At 35.7% G+C, this 25089-nt stretch carries 27 protein-coding genes; 25 read left to right on the top strand and 2 right to left on the bottom strand.

Translation table 11 applies throughout. The features are described 5' to 3' along the window. Nucleotides 1-23: 23 nt before the first annotated feature. The 9 genes from rnc (at nucleotide 24) to rplS (ending at nucleotide 9583) form a co-directional block, all read left to right on the top strand. On the top strand, nucleotides 24-713 hold the full coding sequence (gene rnc, locus EKM63_RS01840; protein ID WP_125703142.1) for a ribonuclease III: 690 nt from the start codon (nucleotides 24-26) through the stop codon (nucleotides 711-713). Between the two features lie 10 nt (nucleotides 714-723). Continuing rightward, a complete protein-coding gene (smc, locus tag EKM63_RS01835; protein WP_125703140.1) occupies nucleotides 724-4275 on the top strand; it encodes a chromosome segregation protein SMC in 3552 nt (1183 codons plus the stop codon). 3 nt (nucleotides 4276-4278) lie between these two features. Continuing rightward, nucleotides 4279-5643, top strand: coding sequence for a signal recognition particle-docking protein FtsY (gene ftsY / locus EKM63_RS01830; protein ID WP_125703138.1), 1365 nt, complete (start codon nucleotides 4279-4281; stop codon nucleotides 5641-5643). Between the two features lies 1 nt (nucleotide 5644). Continuing rightward, nucleotides 5645-5986, top strand: a complete 342-nt coding sequence (gene ylxM / locus EKM63_RS01825) for a YlxM family DNA-binding protein (protein WP_125703136.1) — start codon at nucleotides 5645-5647, stop codon at nucleotides 5984-5986. A 12-nt stretch (nucleotides 5987-5998) separates the two neighbouring features. Continuing rightward, entirely contained in the window at nucleotides 5999-7438 is a 1440-nt protein-coding gene (gene ffh / locus EKM63_RS01820; protein WP_125703134.1) for a signal recognition particle protein, read from the top strand. A gap of 86 nt (nucleotides 7439-7524) precedes the next feature. After that, nucleotides 7525-7797, top strand: coding sequence for a 30S ribosomal protein S16 (gene rpsP / locus EKM63_RS01815; protein WP_125703132.1), 273 nt, complete (start codon nucleotides 7525-7527; stop codon nucleotides 7795-7797). A 70-nt stretch (nucleotides 7798-7867) separates the two neighbouring features. Next, nucleotides 7868-8383, top strand: a complete 516-nt coding sequence (gene rimM / locus EKM63_RS01810; protein WP_125703130.1) for a ribosome maturation factor RimM — start codon at nucleotides 7868-7870, stop codon at nucleotides 8381-8383. Beyond that, on the top strand, nucleotides 8383-9111 hold the full coding sequence (gene trmD / locus EKM63_RS01805) for a tRNA (guanosine(37)-N1)-methyltransferase TrmD (protein ID WP_125703128.1): 729 nt from the start codon (nucleotides 8383-8385) through the stop codon (nucleotides 9109-9111). Before rimM ends, trmD begins: the two co-directional genes overlap by 1 nt. A gap of 118 nt (nucleotides 9112-9229) precedes the next feature. Beyond that, nucleotides 9230-9583, top strand: coding sequence for a 50S ribosomal protein L19 (gene rplS / locus EKM63_RS01800; RefSeq protein ID WP_125703126.1), 354 nt, complete (start codon nucleotides 9230-9232; stop codon nucleotides 9581-9583). 59 nt (nucleotides 9584-9642) lie between these two features. Here rplS and lexA read toward each other — a convergent pair whose 3' ends face one another. Next, nucleotides 9643-10266 carry a transcriptional repressor LexA gene (lexA, locus tag EKM63_RS01795; protein WP_125703124.1) on the bottom strand — a complete coding sequence of 208 codons (624 nt, stop codon included), beginning with the start codon at nucleotides 10264-10266 and terminating at the stop codon, nucleotides 9643-9645. 91 nt (nucleotides 10267-10357) lie between these two features. On the opposite strand from lexA, the gene EKM63_RS01790 reads away from it, so the two are divergent. The 13 genes from EKM63_RS01790 (at nucleotide 10358) to purD (ending at nucleotide 22447) form a co-directional block, all read left to right on the top strand. Then, nucleotides 10358-10600, top strand: a complete 243-nt coding sequence (locus EKM63_RS01790; RefSeq protein ID WP_125703122.1) for a DUF896 domain-containing protein — start codon at nucleotides 10358-10360, stop codon at nucleotides 10598-10600. Nucleotides 10601-10662: 62 nt separating this feature from the next. Beyond that, the gene (locus EKM63_RS01785; RefSeq protein WP_125703120.1) at nucleotides 10663-10884 is read left to right on the top strand and encodes a YneF family protein; all 222 of its coding nucleotides are present in this window, start codon (nucleotides 10663-10665) and stop codon (nucleotides 10882-10884) included. A 220-nt stretch (nucleotides 10885-11104) separates the two neighbouring features. Continuing rightward, nucleotides 11105-11590, top strand: coding sequence for a 5-(carboxyamino)imidazole ribonucleotide mutase (gene purE / locus EKM63_RS01780; RefSeq protein ID WP_125703118.1), 486 nt, complete (start codon nucleotides 11105-11107; stop codon nucleotides 11588-11590). Next, nucleotides 11583-12710 carry a 5-(carboxyamino)imidazole ribonucleotide synthase gene (gene purK, locus EKM63_RS01775; RefSeq protein ID WP_125703116.1) on the top strand — a complete coding sequence of 376 codons (1128 nt, stop codon included), beginning with the start codon at nucleotides 11583-11585 and terminating at the stop codon, nucleotides 12708-12710. Before purE ends, purK begins: the two co-directional genes overlap by 8 nt. Before the next feature lie 11 nt (nucleotides 12711-12721). Then, entirely contained in the window at nucleotides 12722-13429 is a 708-nt protein-coding gene (gene purC, locus EKM63_RS01770; RefSeq protein ID WP_125703114.1) for a phosphoribosylaminoimidazolesuccinocarboxamide synthase, read from the top strand. Between the two features lies 1 nt (nucleotide 13430). Then, nucleotides 13431-13688, top strand: a complete 258-nt coding sequence (gene purS / locus EKM63_RS01765; RefSeq protein ID WP_125703112.1) for a phosphoribosylformylglycinamidine synthase subunit PurS — start codon at nucleotides 13431-13433, stop codon at nucleotides 13686-13688. After that, nucleotides 13685-14362 (top strand): phosphoribosylformylglycinamidine synthase subunit PurQ, encoded by a 678-nt coding sequence (purQ, locus tag EKM63_RS11385; protein WP_191988648.1) that lies wholly within the window; start codon nucleotides 13685-13687, stop codon nucleotides 14360-14362. Before purS ends, purQ begins: the two co-directional genes overlap by 4 nt. Next, nucleotides 14363-16576, top strand: coding sequence for a phosphoribosylformylglycinamidine synthase subunit PurL (gene purL / locus EKM63_RS01760; RefSeq protein WP_191988647.1), 2214 nt, complete (start codon nucleotides 14363-14365; stop codon nucleotides 16574-16576). Then, nucleotides 16561-17976, top strand: a complete 1416-nt coding sequence (gene purF / locus EKM63_RS01755; RefSeq protein ID WP_125703110.1) for an amidophosphoribosyltransferase — start codon at nucleotides 16561-16563, stop codon at nucleotides 17974-17976. The genes purL and purF overlap by 16 nt, the downstream gene beginning before the upstream one ends. Before the next feature lie 21 nt (nucleotides 17977-17997). Then, nucleotides 17998-19035, top strand: coding sequence for a phosphoribosylformylglycinamidine cyclo-ligase (gene purM / locus EKM63_RS01750; RefSeq protein WP_125703107.1), 1038 nt, complete (start codon nucleotides 17998-18000; stop codon nucleotides 19033-19035). Further along, a complete protein-coding gene (gene purN / locus EKM63_RS01745) occupies nucleotides 19032-19601 on the top strand; it encodes a phosphoribosylglycinamide formyltransferase (RefSeq protein WP_125703106.1) in 570 nt (189 codons plus the stop codon). Before purM ends, purN begins: the two co-directional genes overlap by 4 nt. Nucleotides 19602-19612: 11 nt before the next feature. Then, nucleotides 19613-21169 (top strand): bifunctional phosphoribosylaminoimidazolecarboxamide formyltransferase/IMP cyclohydrolase, encoded by a 1557-nt coding sequence (gene purH, locus EKM63_RS01740; RefSeq protein WP_125703104.1) that lies wholly within the window; start codon nucleotides 19613-19615, stop codon nucleotides 21167-21169. A 15-nt stretch (nucleotides 21170-21184) separates the two neighbouring features. Further along, nucleotides 21185-22447, top strand: coding sequence for a phosphoribosylamine--glycine ligase (purD, locus tag EKM63_RS01735; protein ID WP_125703102.1), 1263 nt, complete (start codon nucleotides 21185-21187; stop codon nucleotides 22445-22447). Between the two features lie 17 nt (nucleotides 22448-22464). Here the strand turns inward: purD and EKM63_RS01730 are convergent, their stop codons facing one another. Beyond that, entirely contained in the window at nucleotides 22465-23103 is a 639-nt protein-coding gene (locus EKM63_RS01730) for a lysophospholipid acyltransferase family protein (protein WP_125703100.1), read from the bottom strand. 55 nt (nucleotides 23104-23158) lie between these two features. Between EKM63_RS01730 and EKM63_RS01725 the strand changes: the two genes are divergently transcribed. The 3 genes from EKM63_RS01725 to rpsB all read left to right on the top strand — a co-directional run bounded on the left by EKM63_RS01725 (nucleotide 23159) and on the right by rpsB (nucleotide 25077). Continuing rightward, complete coding sequence (locus EKM63_RS01725; RefSeq protein WP_125703098.1) at nucleotides 23159-23881, top strand: tRNA1(Val) (adenine(37)-N6)-methyltransferase; 723 nt, start codon at nucleotides 23159-23161, stop codon at nucleotides 23879-23881. After that, entirely contained in the window at nucleotides 23853-24137 is a 285-nt protein-coding gene (locus EKM63_RS01720) for a GIY-YIG nuclease family protein (RefSeq protein WP_125703096.1), read from the top strand. The genes EKM63_RS01725 and EKM63_RS01720 overlap by 29 nt, the downstream gene beginning before the upstream one ends. A gap of 145 nt (nucleotides 24138-24282) precedes the next feature. Further along, the gene (gene rpsB / locus EKM63_RS01715; RefSeq protein WP_125703095.1) at nucleotides 24283-25077 is read left to right on the top strand and encodes a 30S ribosomal protein S2; all 795 of its coding nucleotides are present in this window, start codon (nucleotides 24283-24285) and stop codon (nucleotides 25075-25077) included. Nucleotides 25078-25089 lie beyond the last annotated feature (12 nt).

Below are 25089 nucleotides of genomic sequence, written 5' to 3'. Positions count from 1 at the left end.
AAGTATTTGAAGGAGGTCATACTATGCTTGATCCAAAATTTTTTGAATTACTAGAAAAAGATTATGGGATTACATTCCGTGATCATAATTTGGTCGAAAGAGCAATGACACATTCCTCCTATGACAATGAGCATCGTGATTTGAATATCGGTGATTATGAAAGATTAGAGTTTCTAGGGGATGCTGTGCTTGAAATTAATATTTCAGAGTACTTATTTACGCATTTTCCAGAATTGCCAGAAGGTAAATTAACACGTTTGAGATCAGATATTGTTCGAACTGACAGTTTTGCTAGATTTGCAAAACAGATTGAGATCGATAAGTATTTACAAATTGGACGTGGTGAAGAAAAACAAGGTGCACGTCAAAGACATACATTACTGGAAGATATTTTTGAAGCATTCAACGGTGCCCTGTACCTTGATCAGGGGAATGACGTTGTTGAAAAATTCTTAACTCAGGTCGTATATCCTCATATTGAATCTGGTGAGTTTTCTGAAGATACAGATTTTAAGACACATCTTCAAGAAAAGTTACAACAAGCAGGTGAAGTCGATATCAATTATCAAGTGATAGACGAAGAAGGACCTGACCACGATAAAAAGTTTGAAATAGAACTTATCGTTAACAAGAAAGTACTCTCAAAGGGCTTTGGATATAGCAAGAAACATGCTGAGCAAATGGCAGCAAAGAGAGCATTAGAAGAATTATAGGAGTTATTTCATGCCTTTAAAATCGTTAACCATCAACGGATTCAAATCATTCGCTGATAAAACTAAAATTGATTTCACATCGGGAATAACGGGTATCGTTGGACCAAACGGTAGTGGAAAATCAAATATTACAGAAGCAATTCGTTGGGTCATGGGTGAACAATCAGCCAAAAGTTTACGTGGAGACAAAATGGTCGATGTCATTTTTGCCGGTAGTGCTACCAGACCACAAATGAATCGTGCCGAAGTAACTTTACAATTCGATAATTCCAATCACGAACTAAAGTCAGATCAAGAAAATGTCACCATCAAGCGTAAACTTTTTCGAAATGGTGACACCGAATTTTCGATCAATAATAAAAACTGTCGATTGAAAGATATTAATGAAATTTTTATGGACTCTGGTATGGGTAAGCAGTCGTTTTCTATTATTTCCCAGGGCCGTGTTGAAGAAATTTTTAATAGTAAACCAGTTGAAAGACGATCGATCATTGAAGAATCTGCTGGAGTTGCACTTTTTAAACAAAAGAAAACCCAAGCGGAAAACAAATTAGAAGATACAACTGATAATTTACATCGTGTATCTGATATTGTTTCAGAATTATCCAAACAAGTGGAACCATTAAAAGAACAAGCAAGTATTGCCAGAGATTACCAAGAGCAAAAAGGTAAATATGATGCACTTTACCAACAAATATTGGCATTGGAAATCAAAGACTTATCTGAGCAAAAAAAAGCTACTCAACGTGAACTTGACGAAGTAAAAGCTAGTCTTCAAAAAATTGATGAGAAGGTCAAATCGTCCAACAGACAAGTAAATGATAATCGCTCTCAAATCAATCAAATTGCTAATTCGATTGATAACAGACAATCGGAATTGGTTTCAAAAACTCGTTCATTAGAGCAATTGAATGGACAAATCGCTGTCTCAGACGAAAGAAATGGTTTTAATGAGTCCACTAAGAGTTCAATTCAGAATCAATTAAATGATTTATCGAGTGATAAATCAAATAGAACTAAAAAATTACAAGAATGTCAATTAAAAGTTAAAGACTATCAGAAACAAATCGATGATCTATCTAAAAAACTACGGGAAGTTAAACAGTTACAGGATAAAACCCCTGCAGACATCAACAAGAGCATTACTGATTCCAGAAATGAGTATGTTGAAGCACTACAGAAGCAAGTTTCTAATAGCAATGAACAAAAGTTTTCCAACAAGCAATTAACTCGAATTGCTTCCTCTTCTGCTGGGCAAGAGAAAAGATTGGCCGAAGTTGTTAGATATCTAAATAGTTCAAATGTAAAAATCACAAATTCTAAGGCTGAAATTAAAAAGCTTGTTGATGATAATCAGGAATTAGTGGATAAGTCACAATCTTTGGAGCAGTCGATCAAAGATGTAACTGAAAAAGGTCAAAGCGAAAATCAAGACTATTTACAGTTACTGGAACGAATGCAAGAAACCAAGGCGCGTAAAAATGTCCTTGAAAATATGGAACAAGAACATGCTGGTTTTTATGACGGGGCTAAAAATGTTTTAAATAATAGTGAAAAAATCGGTGGAATTATCGGTGCAGTCGCTGAACTTATCCGTGTTCCACAAGAATATCAATTGGCAATTGAAACAGTCGTTGGTAATCAACTCCAATCGATCGTTACCCAAAATGAGAATGTTGCCAAAAAAGCAATCAATTACTTACGACAACAACACGGAGGTCGTGCTACTTTTCTACCGATCAATATCATTAAAGGGCGTAATATAAACTCTAATGATTTGTCAAAAGCCGAAAATGTTGATGGATTTATTGGTGTAGCAAGTAACTTGGTGGATTTTGATCAGAAAGTTTCAAACATTGTAGAAAACATTTTGGGAAACCTATTGATTGCGCATGACATTGATGCTGCGACTAAAGTATCAGCAACAGTTAATCGTCGATATCGCGTTGTCACACTTGACGGAAACGTTGTTAATGCAGGTGGATCAATGACTGGTGGTCAACAGAGACGTGTTAACACGGCAATTTTGAACCGTAAAGAAGAGCTTTCTTCATTGACAAAGAAGCTTTCAGAGCAACAAAATGTGTTAGATGAAAAACAGTCAAATGTTCAAAGATTACGAAACAATTTGATCGAATATCGAAATCAACTTAATGAAGTAAGCACAAGTCTGACAAAATATAATGATTCCAAAAATACTTTGGATTCACAACTTTCTAACTTTGAAAGTGAACAAAAGCATCTTCAAGAACAGCAAGAAGCTCTCCAATACAATCAAAAGAACACTCAGCAAGAGAGACAAGAAATAGAAGATGACCTTGCTAAACAGGTTTCTGAATCAAAAGGACTAAAGGAAAGAATAGTTGATCTTCAGGCTGATATTGAAAGAAAGCAGAAATTATTAAGCGATTTTGACTTTGAGCTTGCTCAAACTACAAAACAAGTTCAGGATTACCAAACGCAATTAGCAGTTGTTAAAAGTAATCAAAAAAACGAGTCAGAACAGATCGATCGACTCAATTCTGAAATATCGTCTGATGATGAACAAAACAAGGTTTTACAATCAAGGCTTAAAGAATTGAATTCAGAAAGAAGTCAGTTAGATTCAAGCAATTCCGAAATCAAGACGCAAGTTTCTTCATTAGAAGAACAGGTCGAGTCTATCAAGACAGAATTGAAAAAACTTCAAGATACTCGTGCTCAAAAAGATGAAGAATCAAAAACTTTAAATGATGAAGCTCAGAGAAATTTTGAATTACAAAAATCTGCATCAGATCAACAAGAGAATTTAGCAATTAAATCTACCAAATTATCTAATCAGATGGATTCTCGTCTAGATACTTTATCTGAACAATTTCAGATAACTTATGAAGCGGCAATCCAAGATATCGAAGATGAAGAGATAGACACTGAAAAGCTAAGACATGAAGCACATTTGCTGAAAATGGGAATTAATGAATTAGGAACAGTCAATCTTTCAGCAATCGACGATTATGATGCTGTTAAAGATAGATATGAATTCTTGACTGAACAACAAAATGATTTGGTCCAGGCAAGACAGCAATTGCTAGATACCATGTCCGAGATGGATAATGAAGTTATTACTAGATTCCGAAAAACATTCAATGATGTCGCAGCAGCGTTTGAAGTGATTTTCCCTGAAATGTTTGCCGGAGGACGTGCTAAACTGGTCTTAACTGAACCTGATAATATGTTAGAAACTGGAATCGAAATAATTGCTCAACCACCTGGGAAAAAATTCCAACGATTAAGTTTATTGTCCGGTGGAGAGAAAGCCTTAACGGCTATTACTTTGTTATTTGCAATTATAAAAGTAAATCCCGTTCCATTTTGTATCCTTGATGAAGTCGAAGCTTCGTTGGATGATGCAAACGTTTATCGATTCGCAAATTATTTAAAACGTTATGATGATAGTACCGAATTTATCGTAATCACTCACCGTAAGGGAACTATGATGAATGTCAATCGCCTATACGGAGTGACGATGGAGGAATCTGGAATTTCGAGGATCCTTTCAGTTGAGGTAAAAGAAGAGGAGTAATTCATGGGACTTTTTGACAGAATTAAAAAAGCATTTACTGGTAAAAATGATGAAGAAGTAAAAGAAGAAAAAGACCAACAAGAAGTTGGTCAAGAATCCAAAGAATCTGACGTTGAATCTGCTTCCGAGGATATTGCTAAAGAGGAGTCTAACGATTCAGAACCAGCAACTGACAATAAAGAAACATCATCAGATGAATCTGACGTTACCGAAACCGATGAATCAAATGCTTCTAGCGCGGATGAATTGAATTCAGAAGATTCTCAAGATGAGGATGTTTCTGAAGCTTCGGATTCATCAGTAAAAGAAAATGAAGAAATCGATACAAGTGATGAGTCAGAAGAAGATGTAGAAGAACAATCTGAAGAGTCTGGTTCTGAAGAAACAGATTCAGATTCAGAAACTGCTGCAGAAGAAACTGATGATGTTCAAGAATATGATGAAGGACTTAAAAAAAGTCGGACTTCATTTAGTGATCGTTTCAATAAATTTTTGGCTAATTTTAGAAGTGTCGATGAGGACTTCTTTGATGATCTCGAAGAACTTTTGATTGAATCAGATGTTGGTTATGAAACTGCGATGAGAATCTCAGACGAATTGCGTGAAGAAGTTAAATTGAAGAATGTTAAAAAACGTTCTGAAGTTTCTGATGTAATCGTTCAAAAGTTAGTTGATATGTACGATGAAGAAGGTAAGGAAGAAGATAATTCTTTACACTTTAGTCAAGACAAAACACCAACAGTCTTTCTATTTGTTGGTGTCAACGGGGCTGGTAAAACTACAACAATCGGAAAACTAGCTCATCGTTATCAAGCAGAAGATAAAAAAGTTTTACTTGCTGCAGGTGACACTTTCAGAGCTGGAGCTATCGAGCAATTACAAGAATGGGGACGTCGTGTGGATGTTCCAGTTGAAGCTAAGGCTGCTCAAACCGATCCTGCCTCTGTTGTATACGATGCTGTTCAACGTGCAATTAAAGAAGACTTTGATATACTGTTGGTTGATACAGCTGGACGTTTACAGAATAAGCAAAATCTAATGCGCGAATTGGAAAAAATCAAACGTGTTATCACTAGAGAATTGCCAGAATCTCCACAAGAAGTTTTATTAGTATTGGATGGATCAACTGGTCAAAACGCTTTGAGTCAAGCCAAGCAATTTAATGAAACAACCGATGTTTCAGGAATAGTTTTGACAAAAATTGACGGCAGTTCACAAGGTGGTATCGTGTTAGCAATCAGAAATGAGCTACATATACCTGTAAAACTGGTTGGACTAGGTGAACAGATGGATGATTTGCGTGACTTTGATGCTGAGAAATTTATTTATGGCTTATTCAAGGAATTGATCGTCGGTTCTGGAGAATAAAATGGATATTGATGAAACAAATAAAATAAATTTGTTATATAATTTTTATCATTCTTTACTTACTACAAAACAAGATAAATACATGGACTTGTATTATGTTGAGGACTTTTCGTTAAGCGAGATTGCTGAACAATTAGGCGTCTCGAGACAGGCAGTCCTGGATAACATTCATCGTTCAGTTGCTTCTTTAGAACGATTTGAAGAGGACCTGCAGCTCGTTGATAGAACTCAAGAGATTGACGATATAGCCAGTCAGTTGAATAATGTAGTAAGGTCAAAGTATTCCAGTGATAAGGAATTACTGAAGTTGGTTAGACGTATTTCAAAAATAAATGAAATGTAATAGGAGTTAAATATGGCTTTTGAAGGTTTAAGTGAAAGGCTACAAAAGGTTTTTTCTTCGTTAAGAGGAAAAGGTAAATTATCAGAAGATGATGTCCGTCAGGTAATGCGTGAAGTTAGAATGGCTTTACTCGAAGCTGATGTTAACTTCGATGTTGTTAAAGACTTTGTCAAACAAGTTCGCGAACGTGCACTTGGTTCCGAAGTAATGGACAGTCTTACTCCATCACAACAAGTTATTAAAATTGTTGATGATGAACTGACAAAGTTAATGGGTACAGAAGCTGTCCCATTAAACAAAGCACCACATATTCCAACAATCATCATGATGGTTGGTCTTCAAGGTGCTGGTAAAACTACAACAGCTGGTAAATTAGCAAAATATTTGATGGCCAACGATAAAGCTAGACCATTATTTATTGCTGCCGATGTTTACCGTCCTGCTGCCATTGAACAGTTGAAAACAGTAGGTCAACAAGTAGGTGCTCCTGTCTATGAAGAAGGTACCGATAAAGATCCTGTTGAAATTGTAAAAAATGGATTGGCTAAGGCCGCTGAAGATAAAAACGATTATGTGATCATTGATACTGCTGGTCGTCTTGAAATTGATGAAAAGCTGATGGATGAATTAACACGTATCAAAGAATTGGCACATCCTAATGAAATTTTATTCGTTGCTGATTCCATGACTGGTCAAGTTGCAGCTAAGGTTGCAGCTGGATTTGATGAACAATTAGATATAACTGGTGTAGTATTGACCAAATTAGATGGTGATACCCGTGGTGGTGCTGCCTTATCAATTCGTTCCGTTACTGGAAAACCAATCAAGTTTATAGGACAAGGTGAAAAACTAGATCAATTAGATGTTTTCCATCCTGACCGTATGGCAAATCGTATTCTAGGTATGGGTGATATGCTTACTCTTATTGAGAAAGCACAAACTGAATATGATCAAAAACAAGCCGAAGATATGGCTGAAAAGATCAAACAAAATAGTTTTGACTTCAATGATTTCATCGACCAAATGGATCAGATCCAAAAGATGGGTCCACTGGATGAAATTATGAAGATGATTCCAGGGATGGCAAATAATCCAGCCTTAGCTAATATTAATATTGATGAGAAAGATATTTCTCATCTCAAGGCTATTGTTTATTCTATGACTCCTGCTGAGCGTGAAGATCCAGGTTTATTGAATCCTTCAAGAAGAAAGAGAATTGCTGGAGGTTCTGGTAGATCTGTTCAAGAAGTAAATAGAATGATCAAACAATTCAAGCAATCACGTGACATGATGAAACAAATGAGTAAAGGTAACATGAATGGTATGGATCAAATGATGGGAAATGGTGTTTCTGGTCGTTTGGGTAAAATGGCCATGCATTCAATGGTTCGTAAGAATAAAAAGAATAAGAAAAAACGTATGAAGAAGATCAAGCGTTTTAAGAGTAATTAAAAAAAGAAATGTGTAAAGAAAAAAACTTTACACGTTCCCTTTTTTTGTGTATACTATCAAAGTTAAGTACTTAGGAGGAACAATAAATGTCAGTTAAGATTAGAATGAAACGTATGGGTAGTAAATTAAGACCATTTTATAGAATCGTTGTTGCTGATTCACGTGCACCACGTGATGGCCGCTTCATCGAACAAGTTGGTTACTACAACCCAATTTCACAACCAGAAGAATTGAAGCTTGAAGATGACAAGATCATGGACTGGTTGCAAAAAGGTGCACAACCTTCAGATACAGTTCATAACTTGCTTAAAAAACATGGTTTAATGCAAAAATACCATGAAAGCAAATATTCAAAATAATGATAATTGATGGGATCAGATAAAACTTGTTTTTATCATGGTCCTATTTCTTTATCAAATGGAGAGTTTTATGGCAGATAAACTTTATCGAGTTGGCAAAATAGTCAATACTCATGGAATCAAAGGAGAATTGCGTATTGTAGCAATCACTGATTTTCCAGAAGAAAGATTTAAGCCAGGTTCAACATTATTTATGAAACAAAATAATGGATTGAAAGAATTTAAAGTTGAATCATCTAGAAAGCACAAGAATTTTATTTTAGTAAAATTTGAAGGCTTTGATAATATAAATGATGTTGAGCAATTTAAGAATTATGAATTGTTTACTAATTCAGAAATTTCAACTGAACTAAAAGATGGAGAATTCTTATACAATCAAATTATAGGTTTGAAAGTTATCGACCAAGAATTAGGTGAAATTGGGACTGTGTCCGAAATAATGGAATTGGGTCCTAATGATGTATGGGTCGTTAAAGGTCGCAAATACAAAGAAGTTTTGATACCTTATATTGACGATGTTGTAAAAAATGTGGATCTTGAGAATCAAGTAGTAAATGTTGAGATCCCGGATGGATTGATAGATTAATGGATATAACAGTTTTAAGTATTTTTCCAAGAATGTTTGATACATTGAACGAATCAGTTATTGGTAAGGCCCAAGAAAAAGGTCTACTTAATTTGAATATTGTTGATTTTAGAGATTATACGACCGATAAGCAGAATCATGTGGATGACTCACCATATGGTGGTGGGGCAGGGATGTTACTACAGGCACAGCCAATCTACGATGCAATGGATGCTGTTGAAAAGAAAACACCAGGTAAGAAACGTGTTATCTTACTTGATCCAGCTGGTAAAACTTTCAATACGAAAATGGCCAAAGATTTTGCTGAAGAAGATAATTTAGTATTTATTTGTGGACATTATGAAGGATTTGACGAAAGAATCAAGGATCTAGTAACTGACGAGGTTTCTATTGGCGACTATATTTTGACTGGTGGAGAACTACCAACGATGAGTATGATCGATGCTACCATGAGATTTGTTCCAGGAGTCCTCGGTAATAATTTCTCAGCTGAAGAAGAATCATTTTCACATGGTTTGTTGGAATATCCACAGTATTCTCGTCCAGCAGATTTTCGAGGCAAAAAGGTCCCAGATGTCCTTATAAGCGGTAATCACGAAAAAATCCGTATTTGGCGTTTAAAAGAAGCACTTCGTAAGACTTTAGACCGTCGACCTGATTTACTAAAAACAATTGAATTGACTGATGAAGAGAAAAAATTACTTCGTGAAATTCGTTCTGAAAATTAGTTTACAAGCAAAAACAAATAATGTAATATAGTAAGAGTGTTTAAACACATAATCAACGATATTCCGCTGTGTATTATGAAGAAGATATGTATGAGTGTCGGTAAGGGAGAAATAATTAATGAATAAATTAATTCAAGACATTACCAAAGAACAATTACGTTCTGATATTCCTGACTTCCGCGCTGGTGACACTGTTCGTGTCCATGCTAAGGTTGTTGAAGGTTCACGTGAACGTATTCAGTTGTTCGAAGGTGTTGTAATCAAGAAACATGGTACAGGTATTTCAGCTACATATACTGTACGTAAGATGAGTAGTGGTGTTGGTGTTGAAAGAACATTCCCACTAAACACACCTCGTGTTGACAAGATTGATGTTGTTAGATACGGTCGTGTACGCCGTAGCAAACTTTACTATCTACGTGATCGTAAAGGTAAGGCTGCTCGTATCAAAGAACGTCGTCGTGATATCTAATATCGCAATTAAAAAAGGACTTGCATATGCAAGTCCTTTTTTTGTGGTTGAATTTAATGTTAAAAAATCTGAGGTCTATATAGACCGACAACTTTACCAACGATTTCGACGTTATCTAAAATGATTGGATCCATCGTATCATTTTCCGGTTGAAGACGATAATGACCATTTTCTGCATAAAATCTCTTACATGTTGCTTCAATATCTTCTGTCATTGCAATAACGATTTCGCCGTTACTTGCAGTACTTTGTTCATGGACGATAACCTGATCGCCATCAAGAATTCCAACGTTGATCATACTTTCACCATGAATTACCAACATGAACAATTCCCCTGAATCACGAGTTAAGTCTGGTGGTAGTGGGAAAGTACCTTCATAATCACGTTCAGCTGAAATTGGTTGACCAGCAGCAACTGCACCGATAATAGGAATTTCTTTTGATTTAATACCGATTAAATTCAATCCGGCCATTGTTAATTCAAGTGCTCGAGGTTTGGTAGGGTCTCTTTGTAAGTAACCTTTCTTCTCGAGCCTTGTTATATGTCCGTGGACTGTTGAAGTTGAAGAAAGATCAACGGCCTCACAAATTTCACGAACTGTTGGTGGATAACCATGTTCGTCTAAGTAGTCGTGTATGCACTCAAGTATTTGAGCCTGTTTAGATCCTTCATTCTTTGACATTAGAACACCTCATTGTTAGTATCTTATTTAGATTGTATCAAAACATGGTATATAATTCAAACAAGTGTTCGGTATATAGGGAGTGTAATTAATGTCAGAAAATGAATCATTGGTACAAAAGTTAAATGCCCTCGCCAAAAAGGCAAAGGAAGGCACCATTACTAAGGAAGAAGAAGAAGAACAACGTGCTCTTCGTAAGAAGTATCTACAGAACTTTAGAGAAGGTTTCAAGTCTCAAATTGAAACAATGCGTGTTTTTGATAAGTCAGGGAAAGAAGTAACTCCTGAAAAAGTTCGTAAGATTCAACGTGAAAAGGGATTGCGGGACGATTAAGCCTTTCAATTAATGATATTTTTATGTAATATATGTACAGTAAGGAAAGGGTGAATAATTTTATGTGGCCAATAATCATTGCTGCCGTTATAGGTATTCTAGCTGGTGCTGTAATTGGATTCTTCGTTGCTAGATGGTATATGAAGAAGTATTTCCAAGACAATCCACCAATTAGTGCAGATATGGTAAAACAAATGATGTCTCAGATGGGACAAAAACCTTCACAAAAGAAATTGAATCAAGTAATGGCTTCTATGAAGGCACAACAAAAGAAAAACAACTAATATTTTATGATCAGATATAGCTTCACTTATATCTGGTCTTTTTTTATGCAACGGATTTCATAAAAGCCGAACTAAAGATATATCAATAATATAATAATTAAATAATTAACCCTATAATACGAACTTTAATTAACAAATATTGCATAATATACGTCAATTTCTTGTAAAACACGGATAATCTTGCTAAACTGAAACCATGCTTAAAGGAAGAAGATGGCTTATGAAAGATGTAGCAATTATTATGGGTTCGATTTCGGATCTATCAACGATGCAAAATACAATCGATACTTTAGAAGAATTAAAGGTCGGTTATGAAGTTCATGTTATTTCTGCACACCGTATGCCACAGGAAATGATCAATTTTGGAAAAACTGCTGCATACAAGGGTAATAAGGTAATTATTGCTGGTGCAGGTGGTGCTGCTCATTTACCAGGAATGCTTGCTGCAACGACAGATTTACCAGTAATTGGCGTACCAGTTCAATCAAAGGCGTTGAATGGTATGGATTCATTACTTTCCATTGTGCAAATGCCAGGAGGCGTTCCAGTGGCAACCATGGCTATTGGTAAGGCTGGTGCAATCAATGCAGCACTTATGGCAACTAGAATTTGTGCACTAAGTAACTCTACTTACTTAGAAACTTTGTCAGAATATCAACATAAGATGCACGACAAATCTGTAGAAAGTGGGAAACAGTTTGAATAAAGTACATTTACCCGGAGAAACCATTGGCATTATCGGTGGGGGACAGTTAGGTCAAATGATGGCTGCTTCTGCCAAAGAAAAGGGTTTTAAAGTTATAATTTTGGATCCAACAGACAATTGTCCAGCTGCTCAGGTTTCTGATAAACAAATTGTCGCTGAATATGACGACTTAACTTCTTTAATCACATTGGCAAAAGAATGCGATGTACTAACATACGAATTTGAAAATGTTGATGCTGAAACTATTAACGAAATAAAAAAATACACTGATGTACCCCAGGGTTCAAAAGCGTTATTAGTAACTCAAAATCGAATTAGAGAAAAAGAATTTATTTCAGAAAATCATTTTCCAGTAGTTCCTCATGCCATTGTCAATTCAGTGGAAGACTTTGTCATTGCAATATCAAAACTTCAATATCCGATTATTTTAAAAACCGTTGAAGGTGGATATGACGGTAAAGGCCAACTAAGAATTGATGATGAAGGCTACGACAAGGATGAAGTTGAAGAATTGATTTCAAAAGGGACTTGCATATTGGAATCAAGGATTTCACTTTCAAAGGAAGTTTCAGTCGTTATATCGTCAAATTCTGATCATGAACATTCTGTATTTCCTCTTATCGAAAATGAACACCACAATAACATTCTTCATATCAGTAATTGTCCAGCAAGAGTTGGAACATCGATCTCAGTTGAAACGTATGAGATTGCTAGATCTATCGCAAATAAGTTGGACTTGGTGGGAACAATGTGTATTGAGTTCTTCATCGATACTGAAAACAAAGTCTATGTGAATGAAATTGCTCCAAGACCCCATAATTCCGGACATTTGACCATAGAGGCATGTAACATTTCACAATTTGATGCTCATATTCTTGGAGTGTGTGATTGGAAAATGCCAGAGGTTAAATTGTTTGAACCAGCAATAATGGTAAATCTACTTGGGCAACATCTAGAACCTGCGAAAAATCAAATAACCGATCATGAAGACTGGAATTTTCACGATTATGGTAAAAGTGACAGTAAATACAATCGAAAAATGGGCCACATCACAATTTTGACTGAAGATGTAGATTCATCGATTCAACAAATAAAAGAAAATCCAATTTGGAATGATTAGGAGCAATCTAAATGAGTAATCAACTTTTGTATTCTGGAAAAGCCAAGGATTTGTTTGAAACTGATAACACCGAGGAATTGTTGGTTGTCTATAAGGATCAAGCAACTGCATTTAATGGAGTTAGAAAGGAAAAGATTCCTGGAAAAGGGAGTCTTAACTGTAAAATTTCTGCATTTATTTATGACTACCTTCAAAAAAATGGTATTGAAACACATCTGATCAAGAATGTTTCTGACCATGAGCAATTGGTCAAGAAAACAGAGCTGATTCCAATTGAAGTAGTGTTAAGAAATAAAATTGCCGGCAGTTTTGCAAAGAAATTTGCACTTACAGAAGGTAAGTCACTAAACCCACCAGTTATTGAATATTACTTCAAGAGTGATGAATTGGGTGACCCTGCGATAAATGAATCTCAAATAGAATCGATAAACATTGCTACAGCTGAAGAATTGAAGAATATTAAATCTCAAACATTGAAGATAAATGATTTATTGAAAACATTGTTTGATAAGGATGATTTAGATTTAGTCGACTTTAAACTTGAATTTGGTCGCGTAGATAACAAAATAATTTTGATTGATGAATTTTCACCAGATAATTGTCGCTTGTGGGATCAAACAAGTCATCAATCCTTAGATAAAGATGTTTTCCGTAAAAATGAAGCTGACTTAGTTACAACCTATCAAAAAGTATTGAACCGATTAGAAGGAGCCAAATAATATGACACTTGTAAAAGTATATGTAACTTACAAAGAATCGATTCTTGATCCCCAAGGTGAAGCGATTGAAACTGCAATTCATGGAATGGGTCACAATGATATTAACGGTGTCCGAATGGGCAAATATTTCGAAATCAACTTTACAGATGATGCAAAAGATATTGATACAGAAATTGATACAATTTGTGATAAATTGCTCGCTAACCCAAATATGGAGACTTATCGTTACGAAATTGTCAATGCGGAGGGTGCAAAATGAGATTTGCAGTAATCGTATTTCCTGGTTCTAATTGTGATAAGGATTTGTTCTATGCAATCAAGGACGGAATTCACGCTGAAGTAGAAATGGTTGATTACCGTGAAAATTCACTTGATGAATATGACGCAGTAATGATTCCAGGTGGATTTTCATACGGTGATTATTTAAGAAGCGGTGCAATTGCAGCTCAAGCACCTATCATCCCAGCAATTAAAAAATTAGCACACGAAGGCAAGCCAGTTTTAGGTATCTGTAATGGATTTCAAATTTTAACTGAAATTGGTTTACTTCCTGGTGCGTTGATCAGAAATCGTCAAAATAAATTTATTTGTGAATCAGTTGAGTTGATTGTTGAAGACAATCAAACAATTTTTACCAGTGAATATTCTAAAAAAGAAAGTATTAACATTCCTGTTGCACATGGTGAAGGTAACTACTACTGTGACGACGCCACTCTTTCGACGTTGAAGGCGAATGATCAAATCGTCTTTAGATACGTTAATGACATCAATGGAAGTGTTGATAACATTGCTGGAATCATTAATTCTAAAGGAAACGTATTAGGAATGATGCCTCATCCAGAACGTGCTTTGGAAAAAATTGTAGGATCAGATGACGGTTTAAAAATGTTTCAATCGATTTTAAAATCACATATGAATAGGGTGAATCTATAGATGACTGAACCAACTGCCGAAAAGATACTAGATACCAAATTGTATAAATCTTGGGGTTTGAGTGATGAAGAGTACAAAAATATTTCTGAAAACATATTAGGACGTTTGCCAAATTATACAGAAGCAGGCTTATTTTCAGTTATGTGGAGTGAACATTGTTCATATAAGAATTCAAAAAATGTGTTACGAAAATTACCTAATAAAAGTAAACGAGTATTAGCTGGTCCTGGTGAAGATGCTGGAATAATTGATATTGGGGATGATCAGGCTATTGTGTTTAAGGCTGAAAGTCACAATCATCCGTCAGCTGTTGAACCATATCAAGGTGCTGCAACAGGTGTTGGAGGTATTATCAGAGATATTTTTTCAATGGGTGCAACTCCCATAGCTCTGTTGAATAGTTTGAAATTTGGAAATTTGGATAACACTCATACAAAATATCTGGCTTCGGAAATCGTTTCCGGAATCGGTGGATACGGTAATTGTATTGGTATACCAACAGTTGGAGGTGAAATATCCTTCCAAGAGAGATACAAGAATAATCCAGTTGTTAACGCCATGTGTTTAGGAATTATCAATCATGAAGATGTTAAATACGGAAAGGCCACCGGAAATGATAATTTAATTGTCTATGTCGGTGCCAAAACTGGTCGTGACGGTATTCATGGTGCAACATTTGCCTCAGATGAATTTACTGATGAGAACAAAACACAACGTTCAGCTGTTCAAGTTGGAGATCCCTTTATGGAGAAACTTTTGATGGATGCTTGTATTGAGTTGGTTCACAAACATTCTGATTGGATAATGGGTATTCAAGATATGGGTGCTGCAGGACTAGTTTCTTCAACAGCTGAGATGGCTTCTAAAGCTGGAAGCGGATTGATTTTAGAATTAGATGAAGTTCCTCAACGTGAGACTGCAATGACACCGTATGAAATCATGCTTTCTGAATCTCAAGAACGAATGGTTCTTTGTGTAAAACCTGAATTTAAGCAAGACATTATCGATTTCTTCACCGATAAAATGTTGGATGCTGTCGTCATTGGTAAAGTTACATCTGATGGACAATATCGAATTTATCAACACGGTGAATTGGTCTGTGATATCCCAGTAGCAGGATTAGTTGATGACTCACCAGAATATAAGCATGTCGGTGTAGCACCAGAGCGTGTCATGTCTCAGGAAGCTAAAAAACAATTTCAACCTGAAATATCCTCGTTAAAAGATACTTGGTTAAGCATTCTTAAGCAGCCAACAATTGCATCCAAAGAGTATTTTTACAAGACTTATGATTCTCAAATCAAGGCTAATACCGTGGTAAAGCCTGGTAGTGATGCTGCAGTTGTTCGTGTACGTAATACAAAGAAAGCCATCGCAATGACTAATGATGGAAACTCCCGATTGGTATATGTTGATCCGTACATTGGTGGACAAATTACCGTCCTGGAAGCTGCAAGTAATTTGATTGCCTCTGGAGCAACACCAATTGGTATTACTGACTGCTTGAACTATGGTAATCCGGAAAAACCTGAAATATTCTGGGAATTCAATGAGAGTGTTGAAGGTATTGCTTCTGCATGTAAAAAACTAGAAGTTCCCGTTATCTCTGGAAATGTTTCTTTATATAACGAGTTCAATGATGAAGCAATTTTTCCAAGCCCAATGATCGGTATGGTCGGACTTATTTCAGATATTGATAATGTAACTACACAGGATTTTAAACAATCAGGTGATCTGATTTATGTTGTTGGTGATACTGGAAATGACTTTAATGGCTCTGAGTTGCAACAGATGCAAACAGGAGATGTCACTGGCTTACTAAACGAAATTAATTTGGAAAAGGTTGAGGAGACTCAAAAAACTGTTCTAAAAGCAATTGAATCTAAACTTTTACAAAGTGCACACGATTTATCAGAAGGTGGATTGGCTGTCGCTTTATCAGAGTCTGCATTTGCAAATAAACTCGGCTTTGATGTTGACATCCAAATGAACAGTGCAAAATTATTTTCAGAAACACCGGGAAGATTTTTAGTTTCAGTGGCTCCCGAAAACAAAGATAGATTTGAAGAATTGATCGGTAAATTAGGTACATACATTGGGGAAGTTTCTAACAGCAAATCTTTAAAAATTAAAACAAGTGATTCTAACGCTCAGATTGATTTTAATGATGCGTTGTCAAACTGGAAAGAGGCTATACCTTGCTTAATGAAATAAAAGGATTGCACGAAGAGTGTGGTGTGTTTGGAGTTTGGGGTGCATCGAATGCCAACTACCTGACATATTTGGGACTTCACAGCCTGCAACATCGTGGGCAAGAAGGCGCCGGAATCGTTAGTAACGATAATGGAAAATTACATAGTTATCGAAACTTAGGGCTCTTATCACAAGTCTTCTACAAACCATCATTACTTGCATCTCTAGTTGGTGATTCAGCAATTGGTCATGTTCGATACTCAACTGCAGGTGAAAATAAGATTGAAAATGTTCAACCATTATTATTCGACTTTACCGATGAGCAATTTGCTTTAGCACATAATGGAAATTTAACAAATGCAATTACATTAAAAAAGGAACTTGAAAAAGTTGGAGATATATTCAAATCAAGTTCGGATTCAGAAGTTTTAATGCATTTGATACGTCATTCTAAAGAATCAAAATTTGTTGATCAGTTAAAGGATTCATTACGACAAATCCATGGTGGTTTCGCATATATATTGCTGACTAAAGATGCTCTCTATATGGCATTAGATTCTCATGGATTTAGACCTCTTTCTATCGGAAAGCTTCCTGAAGGTGGCTATGTTGTTGCCAGTGAAACGTGTGCACTAGATGCCGTTCAAGCTGAGTTTGTTAGGGATGTTAATCCAGGTGAATTGATTACTATCAACGATGATGGAATGAAGATTGATCATTGGACTGAAAAAACAAAGATGGCAATATGCTCAATGGAATATATTTATTTTGCTCGTCCAGATTCCAACATTTTGGGAGTTAATGTCCATACTTCAAGAAAGCATATGGGAATCAATCTTGCCAAAGAGAAGCCCGTCCCAGCAGATATTGTAGTCGGAGTTCCTAATTCTTCATTGTCAGCAGCAAGCGGCTATGCCGAGGCGAGTGGATTGCCATACGAAATGGGATTGATCAAGAATCAATACATGGGACGAGAATTTATTCAACCAAATCAAGAACTTAGAGAAAAAAGTGTCCGTCAGAAATTGGCCGCAGTAAAGGGTGTAGTTGACGGAAAACGTGTTGTTTTAGTTGATGATTCTATTGTTCGCGGTACTACTTGTGCATTCATAGTTAAATTGTTGAGGGATGCCGGAGCTACTGAAGTTCATCTTAGAATTGCTTCGCCACCATTCAAGTTTCCTAGCTTTTATGGGATAGATATTCAAAACCGCAGTGAATTGATTGCGGCACATAAAAGTAATGAAGAAATGAGACAACAATTTGGAGCAGATTCACTAGAATTTTTAAGTGAAGAAGGTTTGATTTCTGCCATTGGATTAGATTTTGATGCTCCGTACAAAGGTTTGGATCTATCGTATTTTAATGGTGATTATCCAACACCTCTTTATGATTATGAAAAAAATGTTACAGGTGAGTAATAACTTTCGGAAGGAGTAACTATGACGAATCCTTATGAGAAAGCCGGAGTGAACGTTAATTCTGGCTACGAAGTTTCAAAATTTGTTAAACAGTCTTTATCAAAAAAAGGTTCATCTAACACAAACATCGGAAATTTCGGTGGAGCATTTGAAATTCCTGAAGGTTATAAAAAACCAGTAATTATTTCTAGTAATGATGGAGTGGGGACGAAATTACTTTTGGCTGTTCAAGTCGACAAACACGATACAGTGGGTATCGATTGTGTAGCAATGTGTGTGAATGACATTCTAGCTCAAGGTGCGGTTCCAGCTTATTTCTTAGATTACATTGCAATCGGAAAAGTTGATGGCAAAGTTAAGGAAATAATTAAGGGTGTATTGGAAGGCTGCCAACAAGGACAACTTGATTTGGTCGGTGGAGAAACAGCTGAGATGCCAGATATGTATCCAAACGGAACATATGACGTTGCTGGGTTCGCCGCCGGAATTGCTGAAAAAGACCAATTAATGTCGCCACTCAATGTTAAAGATGGTGACAAATTAATTGGAATTGCATCAAGTGGCTTACATTCCAACGGTTTTTCATTGATCAGAAAAATTTTCTTCAAGGATAACGATTTTAATTATGATTCTAAGTTAGAAGAGTTTCCTGATGATAAACTTGGTGACTTACTTCTAACACCTACTAGAATTTACACGAAAGAAATATTACCGCTACTAGAAACAAAATTGATTCATGGAATTGCCCACATAACTGGTGGTGGATTCTTTGAAAATATTCCTCGCATGTTACCAGATAATTTGGCGGCAAAAATTGTCCCATCATATTGGAATGTTCCTAAGTTATTTAAAGTTGTCCAAAAGTATGGAAAATTGACTGATTCAGAAATGTTTGGAATTTTTAATATGGGTGTGGGAATGGTAGTTGCAGTCGATCCAAAAGAAGAAGAAAAAATACTGCGGATCTTAAATCAAGATAAGCCGGGCCAAGGCTTTACAATTGGTGAGGTTGTCTCAAGGAAAGATAAATCAGTTGAACTGATCGGAGGCATAAAATGAGAGTTGCAATTTTTGCTTCAGGAAATGGAACAAACTTTGAAGCACTTGCTGATGATAAAAGATTACTAGAATCAGGACTTGAGATAGTTGTTTTAGTTTGTGATAAACCTAAAGCAAAAGTCATAAAAAAAGCCCAGGATAGAAATATCCCGGTCTTTGTAAATAAATTGTCTGATTATGAAAATCGTTCTCAGTATGAACAAGCGATAGTGGAAAAGCTGGCCCCACTTAAAATTGATTACATTTTATTAGCAGGTTATATGAGGGTCGTTACTCCAACTTTGCTATCACAATATCCAGGAAAAATAATCAATATTCATCCATCATGTTTGCCTAAATATTCAGGACTAGAAGCAATTGAAAGAGCTTTTGAAGCAGGAGAAAATCAAACTGGTGTAACTATACATTACATAGACGAAGGTGTTGATACAGGTCCTGTCATTCGACAAGCAGTAGTACCGATTTTAGATACCGATACTGTTGATACATTGGAAGCAAGAGTTCATGAAAAAGAGCACGAAATATACCCAGAAGTTGTTTTAGATTTACTAAAAAAATTTAATTAGGTGGGAATAAAATGAAAAATGCACTGATCAGTGTCTCAGATAAAACTGGAATTGTAGAATTTGCTCAAGGATTGATAACTCAAGGTTATTCAATCATTTCAACTGGTGGAACTTACAAAAAATTACAGGATAATGGAATCGATGTAACTGAGATAGATGAAGTTACAGGATTTCCCGAGATACTAGACGGACGTGTTAAAACATTGCATCCAAAGGTCCATGCAGGATTATTAGCAAAACGTTCAGATCCAAAGCATATGGAAACACTTAAAAAAATGAATATCGAAACAATTGATTTGGTATGTGTAAACCTATATCCATTTAAAGAAACTATTTCAAAAGAGAACATAGATCTTGCGTCTGCCATCGAACAAATTGATATCGGTGGTCCATCAATGTTGAGATCAGCCTCAAAGAATTTCGCAAGTGTATATGTTGTTACTGATCAAAATGATTATGCTTCGGTATTAGAAGAAATAGCGGATGGAAATGACGATAGTCAATTGGAATTTAGACAAAGATTGGCAGCTAAGGCATTCAGACATACAGCAGAATATGACGGAATTATTTCAAATTATTTAACAGATATATCTGGTGAAACATTCCCTGAATCAAAAACAATTCCTTTGGAATTCAAACAATCATTAAGATATGGTGAGAATTCACATCAATCAGCAGCATTTTATAAGAACTCAATGCCAACAGCATATTCAATCGCATCAGCAGAACAATTGCATGGTAAAGAATTGTCATTTAATAATATTCGAGATGCTGATGCTGCAATCAGAATCGTCTCTGATTTTGATACACCTGCAGTTGTTGCATTGAAGCATATGAACCCATGTGGAATCGGTACAGATCAAGAAGATATCTATACAGCATGGCAAAAAGCGTATGAAGCCGACACAATGTCAATTTTTGGTGGTATTGTAGTAGTCAACCGTGAAGTTGATGAAAGAATCGCAAACGAAATGCATAAAATTTTTCTAGAAATTGTCATTGCACCAAGTTTTTCAGAAAAAGCGCTTGAAATCCTTGAAAGCAAAAAGAATATCAGATTGCTTACATTAGATTTCAGTAAGGCAAAAGAAGCAGATAAATTTGACTATACTTCAGTTCTTGGCGGATTACTGGTCCAAGAAAGAGATACTGTTGTAGATTCAATCGATGATTTTGAAGTGGTAACTGAAAAACAACCTACTGACGAAGAGATCAAAGCGCTGTTATTTGGTCAAAAAGTCGTTAAACATGTGAAGAGTAATGCAATTGTTATTGCAACAACTGACATGACTTTGGGTGTTGGAGCTGGTCAAATGAATCGTATTGGTTCTGCTAAAATTGCGATTGAGCAAGCAGAAAATACATTTAAGGATAACCCCAAGACACCATTTATTATGGCATCAGATGCATTTTTCCCTATGGATGATTGTGTTGAATTTGCCGCAACTCACGGAGTAACTGCTATAATCCAACCAGGTGGTTCTATTCACGACAAAGATTCAATCGATATGGCTAACAAGTATGGGATTTCAATGGTATGTACAGGCAGAAGACACTTCAAACATTAATTAATGGAGAATAATATGAAAATATTAGTAGTTGGATCTGGAGCAAGAGAAGACGCGATATGTAAATCTTTACAAGATTCGGATCGATTTAACGATGTTTTCTGTGCCCCAGGTAATGCTGGAATGAGATTATTTGGTATTCAGACCGTCGATATCAAGGAAACAGAATTCGATAAACTAGCGAACTTTGCAATAGAAAACGATATTAATTACACAATTGTGGGTCCAGAGTTACCGTTAGTTGAAGGTATTGTTGACTGCTTTAACGAACAAGGATTAAAGATTTTTGGGCCAAATAAACAATCAGCACAGATCGAGGGTTCCAAAATATTTGCTAAGAATCTTATGAAATCAGCGAATGTTCCGACCGCGTTTTATGAAGAATTCACTGATTTTGGATTAGCTATCGAATATATTGAGAAGAAGAATCAATATCCGATAGTTATTAAGGCAGATGGATTGGCAAGTGGAAAGGGTGTTTATATCGTTGACTGCTTAGATACAGCAATAGATATTTTGCACTCGTTGCTAGTTGATCATAAATATGATTCAACCAAGGTTGTCATTGAAGAATTTCTAGCAGGTGAGGAATTTTCATTAATGGCATTTGTGGATGGGCCTAACTTCTATCCAATGCCAATTGCGCAAGACTATAAACGTGCACTAGATAACGATGAGGGATTGAATACTGGAGGTATGGGAGCAATTTGCCCAGTTCAGAATATTGAATCAAACGTCGTCTTCGAAGCATATAAACGAGTTCTAAAGCCATTTGTTCATGAAATGGATGCACAGGGCTTTGGTTATAAAGGAATCCTTTATGCAGGTCTAATTTTGACTGGCGACGGAATCAAAGTTATTGAATTTAATGTTAGATTTGGTGACCCTGAAACTGAAGTTGTATTACCAAGGCTTAAGTCTGATTTGTCTAAAGTTATTGATACTCTCTTAAATGGTGAAACTGTCGATAATATGGATTGGCGTGACGATGGCGTTGATTTGGGAGTATTTGTAGCAAGTAAAGGATATCCAGAAAATCCTGATATTGGTAAAGATATTGGTACAAAAGAACAGTTTCAAAGTTGTCGATATAACCTAAATTTTGCCAGTGTAATAGAGAACTCTACTAATCTCATCAGTGACGGTGGCCGATTATACTGTGTTCAAACGCATGCTAATAATATTCAAAATGCAAAAGATAAAATATATTCATATCTTGAAGACATCAATACCGACAATGTTTTTTATCGATCAGATATTGGAAAAAATTCTATATAAGAAAAGCCAGAAGAATATTATTCTTCTGGCTTTTGTTTTGACTTATCAGGGATGTATTTAAAATTAGGATCAATTTCTTTATCAATAGCATTCCATGACTTTTCCATATCATCATTAACTTTTTGAGTTTGTTCTTCATTTAATCTTGCTTTAAAATCAAAGTCGATCTCTGGACCAATACCAACCGTTACTCTTTTGTGTTTCAGTAAATCGGAAAACTTGACTGGTCCTTGGTATACTACTGGCACCAATGGAGCTTTGGATAATTTTGCAATCAATGAAGCCCCACCCTTTAGGTCTTCTGAGTATCGAGTTCCTGATGGGAACATGATCAATACTTGTCCTTTATTCTTAAGTGCTTTAACAGGAGTCTTTATTACCGAAGGTCCCGGATGCTTTCTATCAACAGGAAAGGCATGGGAATGTTCCAGAATAAAGCGTAAAATAGGGTTTTTAAACAATTCAATTTTCGCCATAAATGTTGCTTCCCTTGGTGAAATTGCTAGTGCAAAGAAGATTGGTTCCCACCAAGTTCTATGTGGTGCAACCACAATGTATGGCTTATCAGGTAAATTTTCTTTGCCGACTATTTTAAATCTGCCATTTACAATAAAAACAACTACACGAGCAACAACTCTAATGAATTTATAAAACATAAAGTGATCTCCCAACAAATTATTCTTTTCTAAAATACCACAAAGTAGGTGTATCATGACAAAAATATCAAAGGATATTATAGCAAACAGTGAAATTACGATAAATCAAGATAAATCATTGTATTCATTTAATCTTGACACTATATTACTATATGACTTCGCAAAACCGTCAAAAAAAGGTACTGTTGTTGATCTTTGTTCAGGAAATGGGGCGATTGGTCTAAGTTTGGCAGCAAAAACGTCAGCAAGGATTTTTTTGGTCGAGATCCAACAAAAATTAGCTGATCTGGCACAGACTAGTATTGTTGAAAATAATCTTAGTGAACAAGTTACAGAAATAAATGACGATTTGAAGAACATTCAAAAATATATTGATCACGATACCGTTGATACGATTGTCTGCAATCCACCGTATTTTTTGAAAGAACAAGCGACGAAAATAAAAGATAATGAAGTGTTAGCAATTGCTAGACATGAAATAATGACCAACTTGGATACGATTTTGAAAGTTTCTAAGATATTGTTAAAGGAAAATTCTCATTTATTTATGGTCTATAGACCTGAAAGATTAACCGAGTTGTTAAGTAAAATGAATGAAAATATGATCCAACCAAAGAGAATTAGGTTTGTCAGAAGTAGGTCGGATACAAACTCAAACTTGATTTTGATTGATGCAATCAAAACAGTTAAGACTGCGTCCGTCCAGATACTTCCTGATTTAGTTATGTACAGTGGGGATGAATTAACGAATGAAGCAAGAAAAATCATCAACGGATAAAGGTTATTTTGTTTATATATTACTTTGTTCAGATGGGACATTTTATACGGGAACGTCAAATAATGTCGAGAAAAGGGTAGCTACACACAATACTGGCAAAGGAGCTAAGTATACAAAAGTACGGTTGCCAGTTAAGCTTTTGTATACGGAAAAACTTGAAAATAAATCAGCAGCACTCAAAAGAGAGATAGCAATCAAGAAATTGTCCAGAAGTCACAAGGAAGAATTATTGAAGGACAATGGAATTACTTGGTAGTATTGCTTGATTTTGATAAATTTATCTATTATAATGTTTGTTTGTATTGAAAATACACACACCTGATGATTTGGTTGAAGGTTCGCATATAGCGTATCAACTGAAAGTGATTCAGAGTGGAGGAAAAAACCAGGAGGAAATTTTTATGTCAGTTATTTCTATGAAACAACTTCTTGAAGCCGGTGTACATTTTGGTCACCAAACAAGACGTTGGAACCCTAAGATGAAACCTTTCATCTTTACACAAAGAAATGGTATTTATATCATTGATTTGCAAAAAACAGTACGCATGATCGATGATGCATACAACTATATGAAGGCCGTTGCCGGTGATGATGGTATCTTCTTGTTTGTTGGTACTAAGAAACAAGCACAAGACGCTATTGAAGAAGAAGCAACACGTGCCGGTCAATACTATGTTAACCATCGTTGGTTAGGTGGTACTTTGACAAACTGGAACACAATCCAAAAACGTATTAAGAGATTAAAAGAAATCAAAGCAATGGCTGAAGATGGAACATTCGAACGCCTACCTAAGAAAGAAGTTGCTTTGTTAGAGAAACAACAAGCTAAATTGGAGAAATTCCTTGGTGGTATCGAAGATATGCCAAGAATTCCTGATGTTATGTTTATTGTTGATCCTCATAAAGAAAATATTGCAGTTAACGAAGCTAAAAAGCTTAATATTCCTATCGTTGCTATGGTTGATACAAATACTGACCCTGACGATATCGATGTTATTATCCCTTCAAACGATGACGCTATTCGTGCCGTACGTTTGATCGTTTCAAAGATGGCTGATGCTATCGTTGAAGGTAAACAAGGTGAAGATTCAGTAACTTCTGATGACTTTGCTAAAGAAGATTCAAAAGATCAAGGCGAATCTATTGAAAATGTCGCTGAAAAATCTGATAATGTAGATGCTAACGATAATAAATAATTTAGATTTTGG

Source organism: Companilactobacillus mishanensis, assembly GCF_003946505.1.
Taxonomy (GTDB): Bacteria; Bacillota; Bacilli; order Lactobacillales; family Lactobacillaceae; genus Companilactobacillus; species Companilactobacillus mishanensis.
The sequence above is the reverse complement of the archived record's forward strand: the minus strand, read 5'-3'. Positions and strand labels throughout refer to the sequence as shown.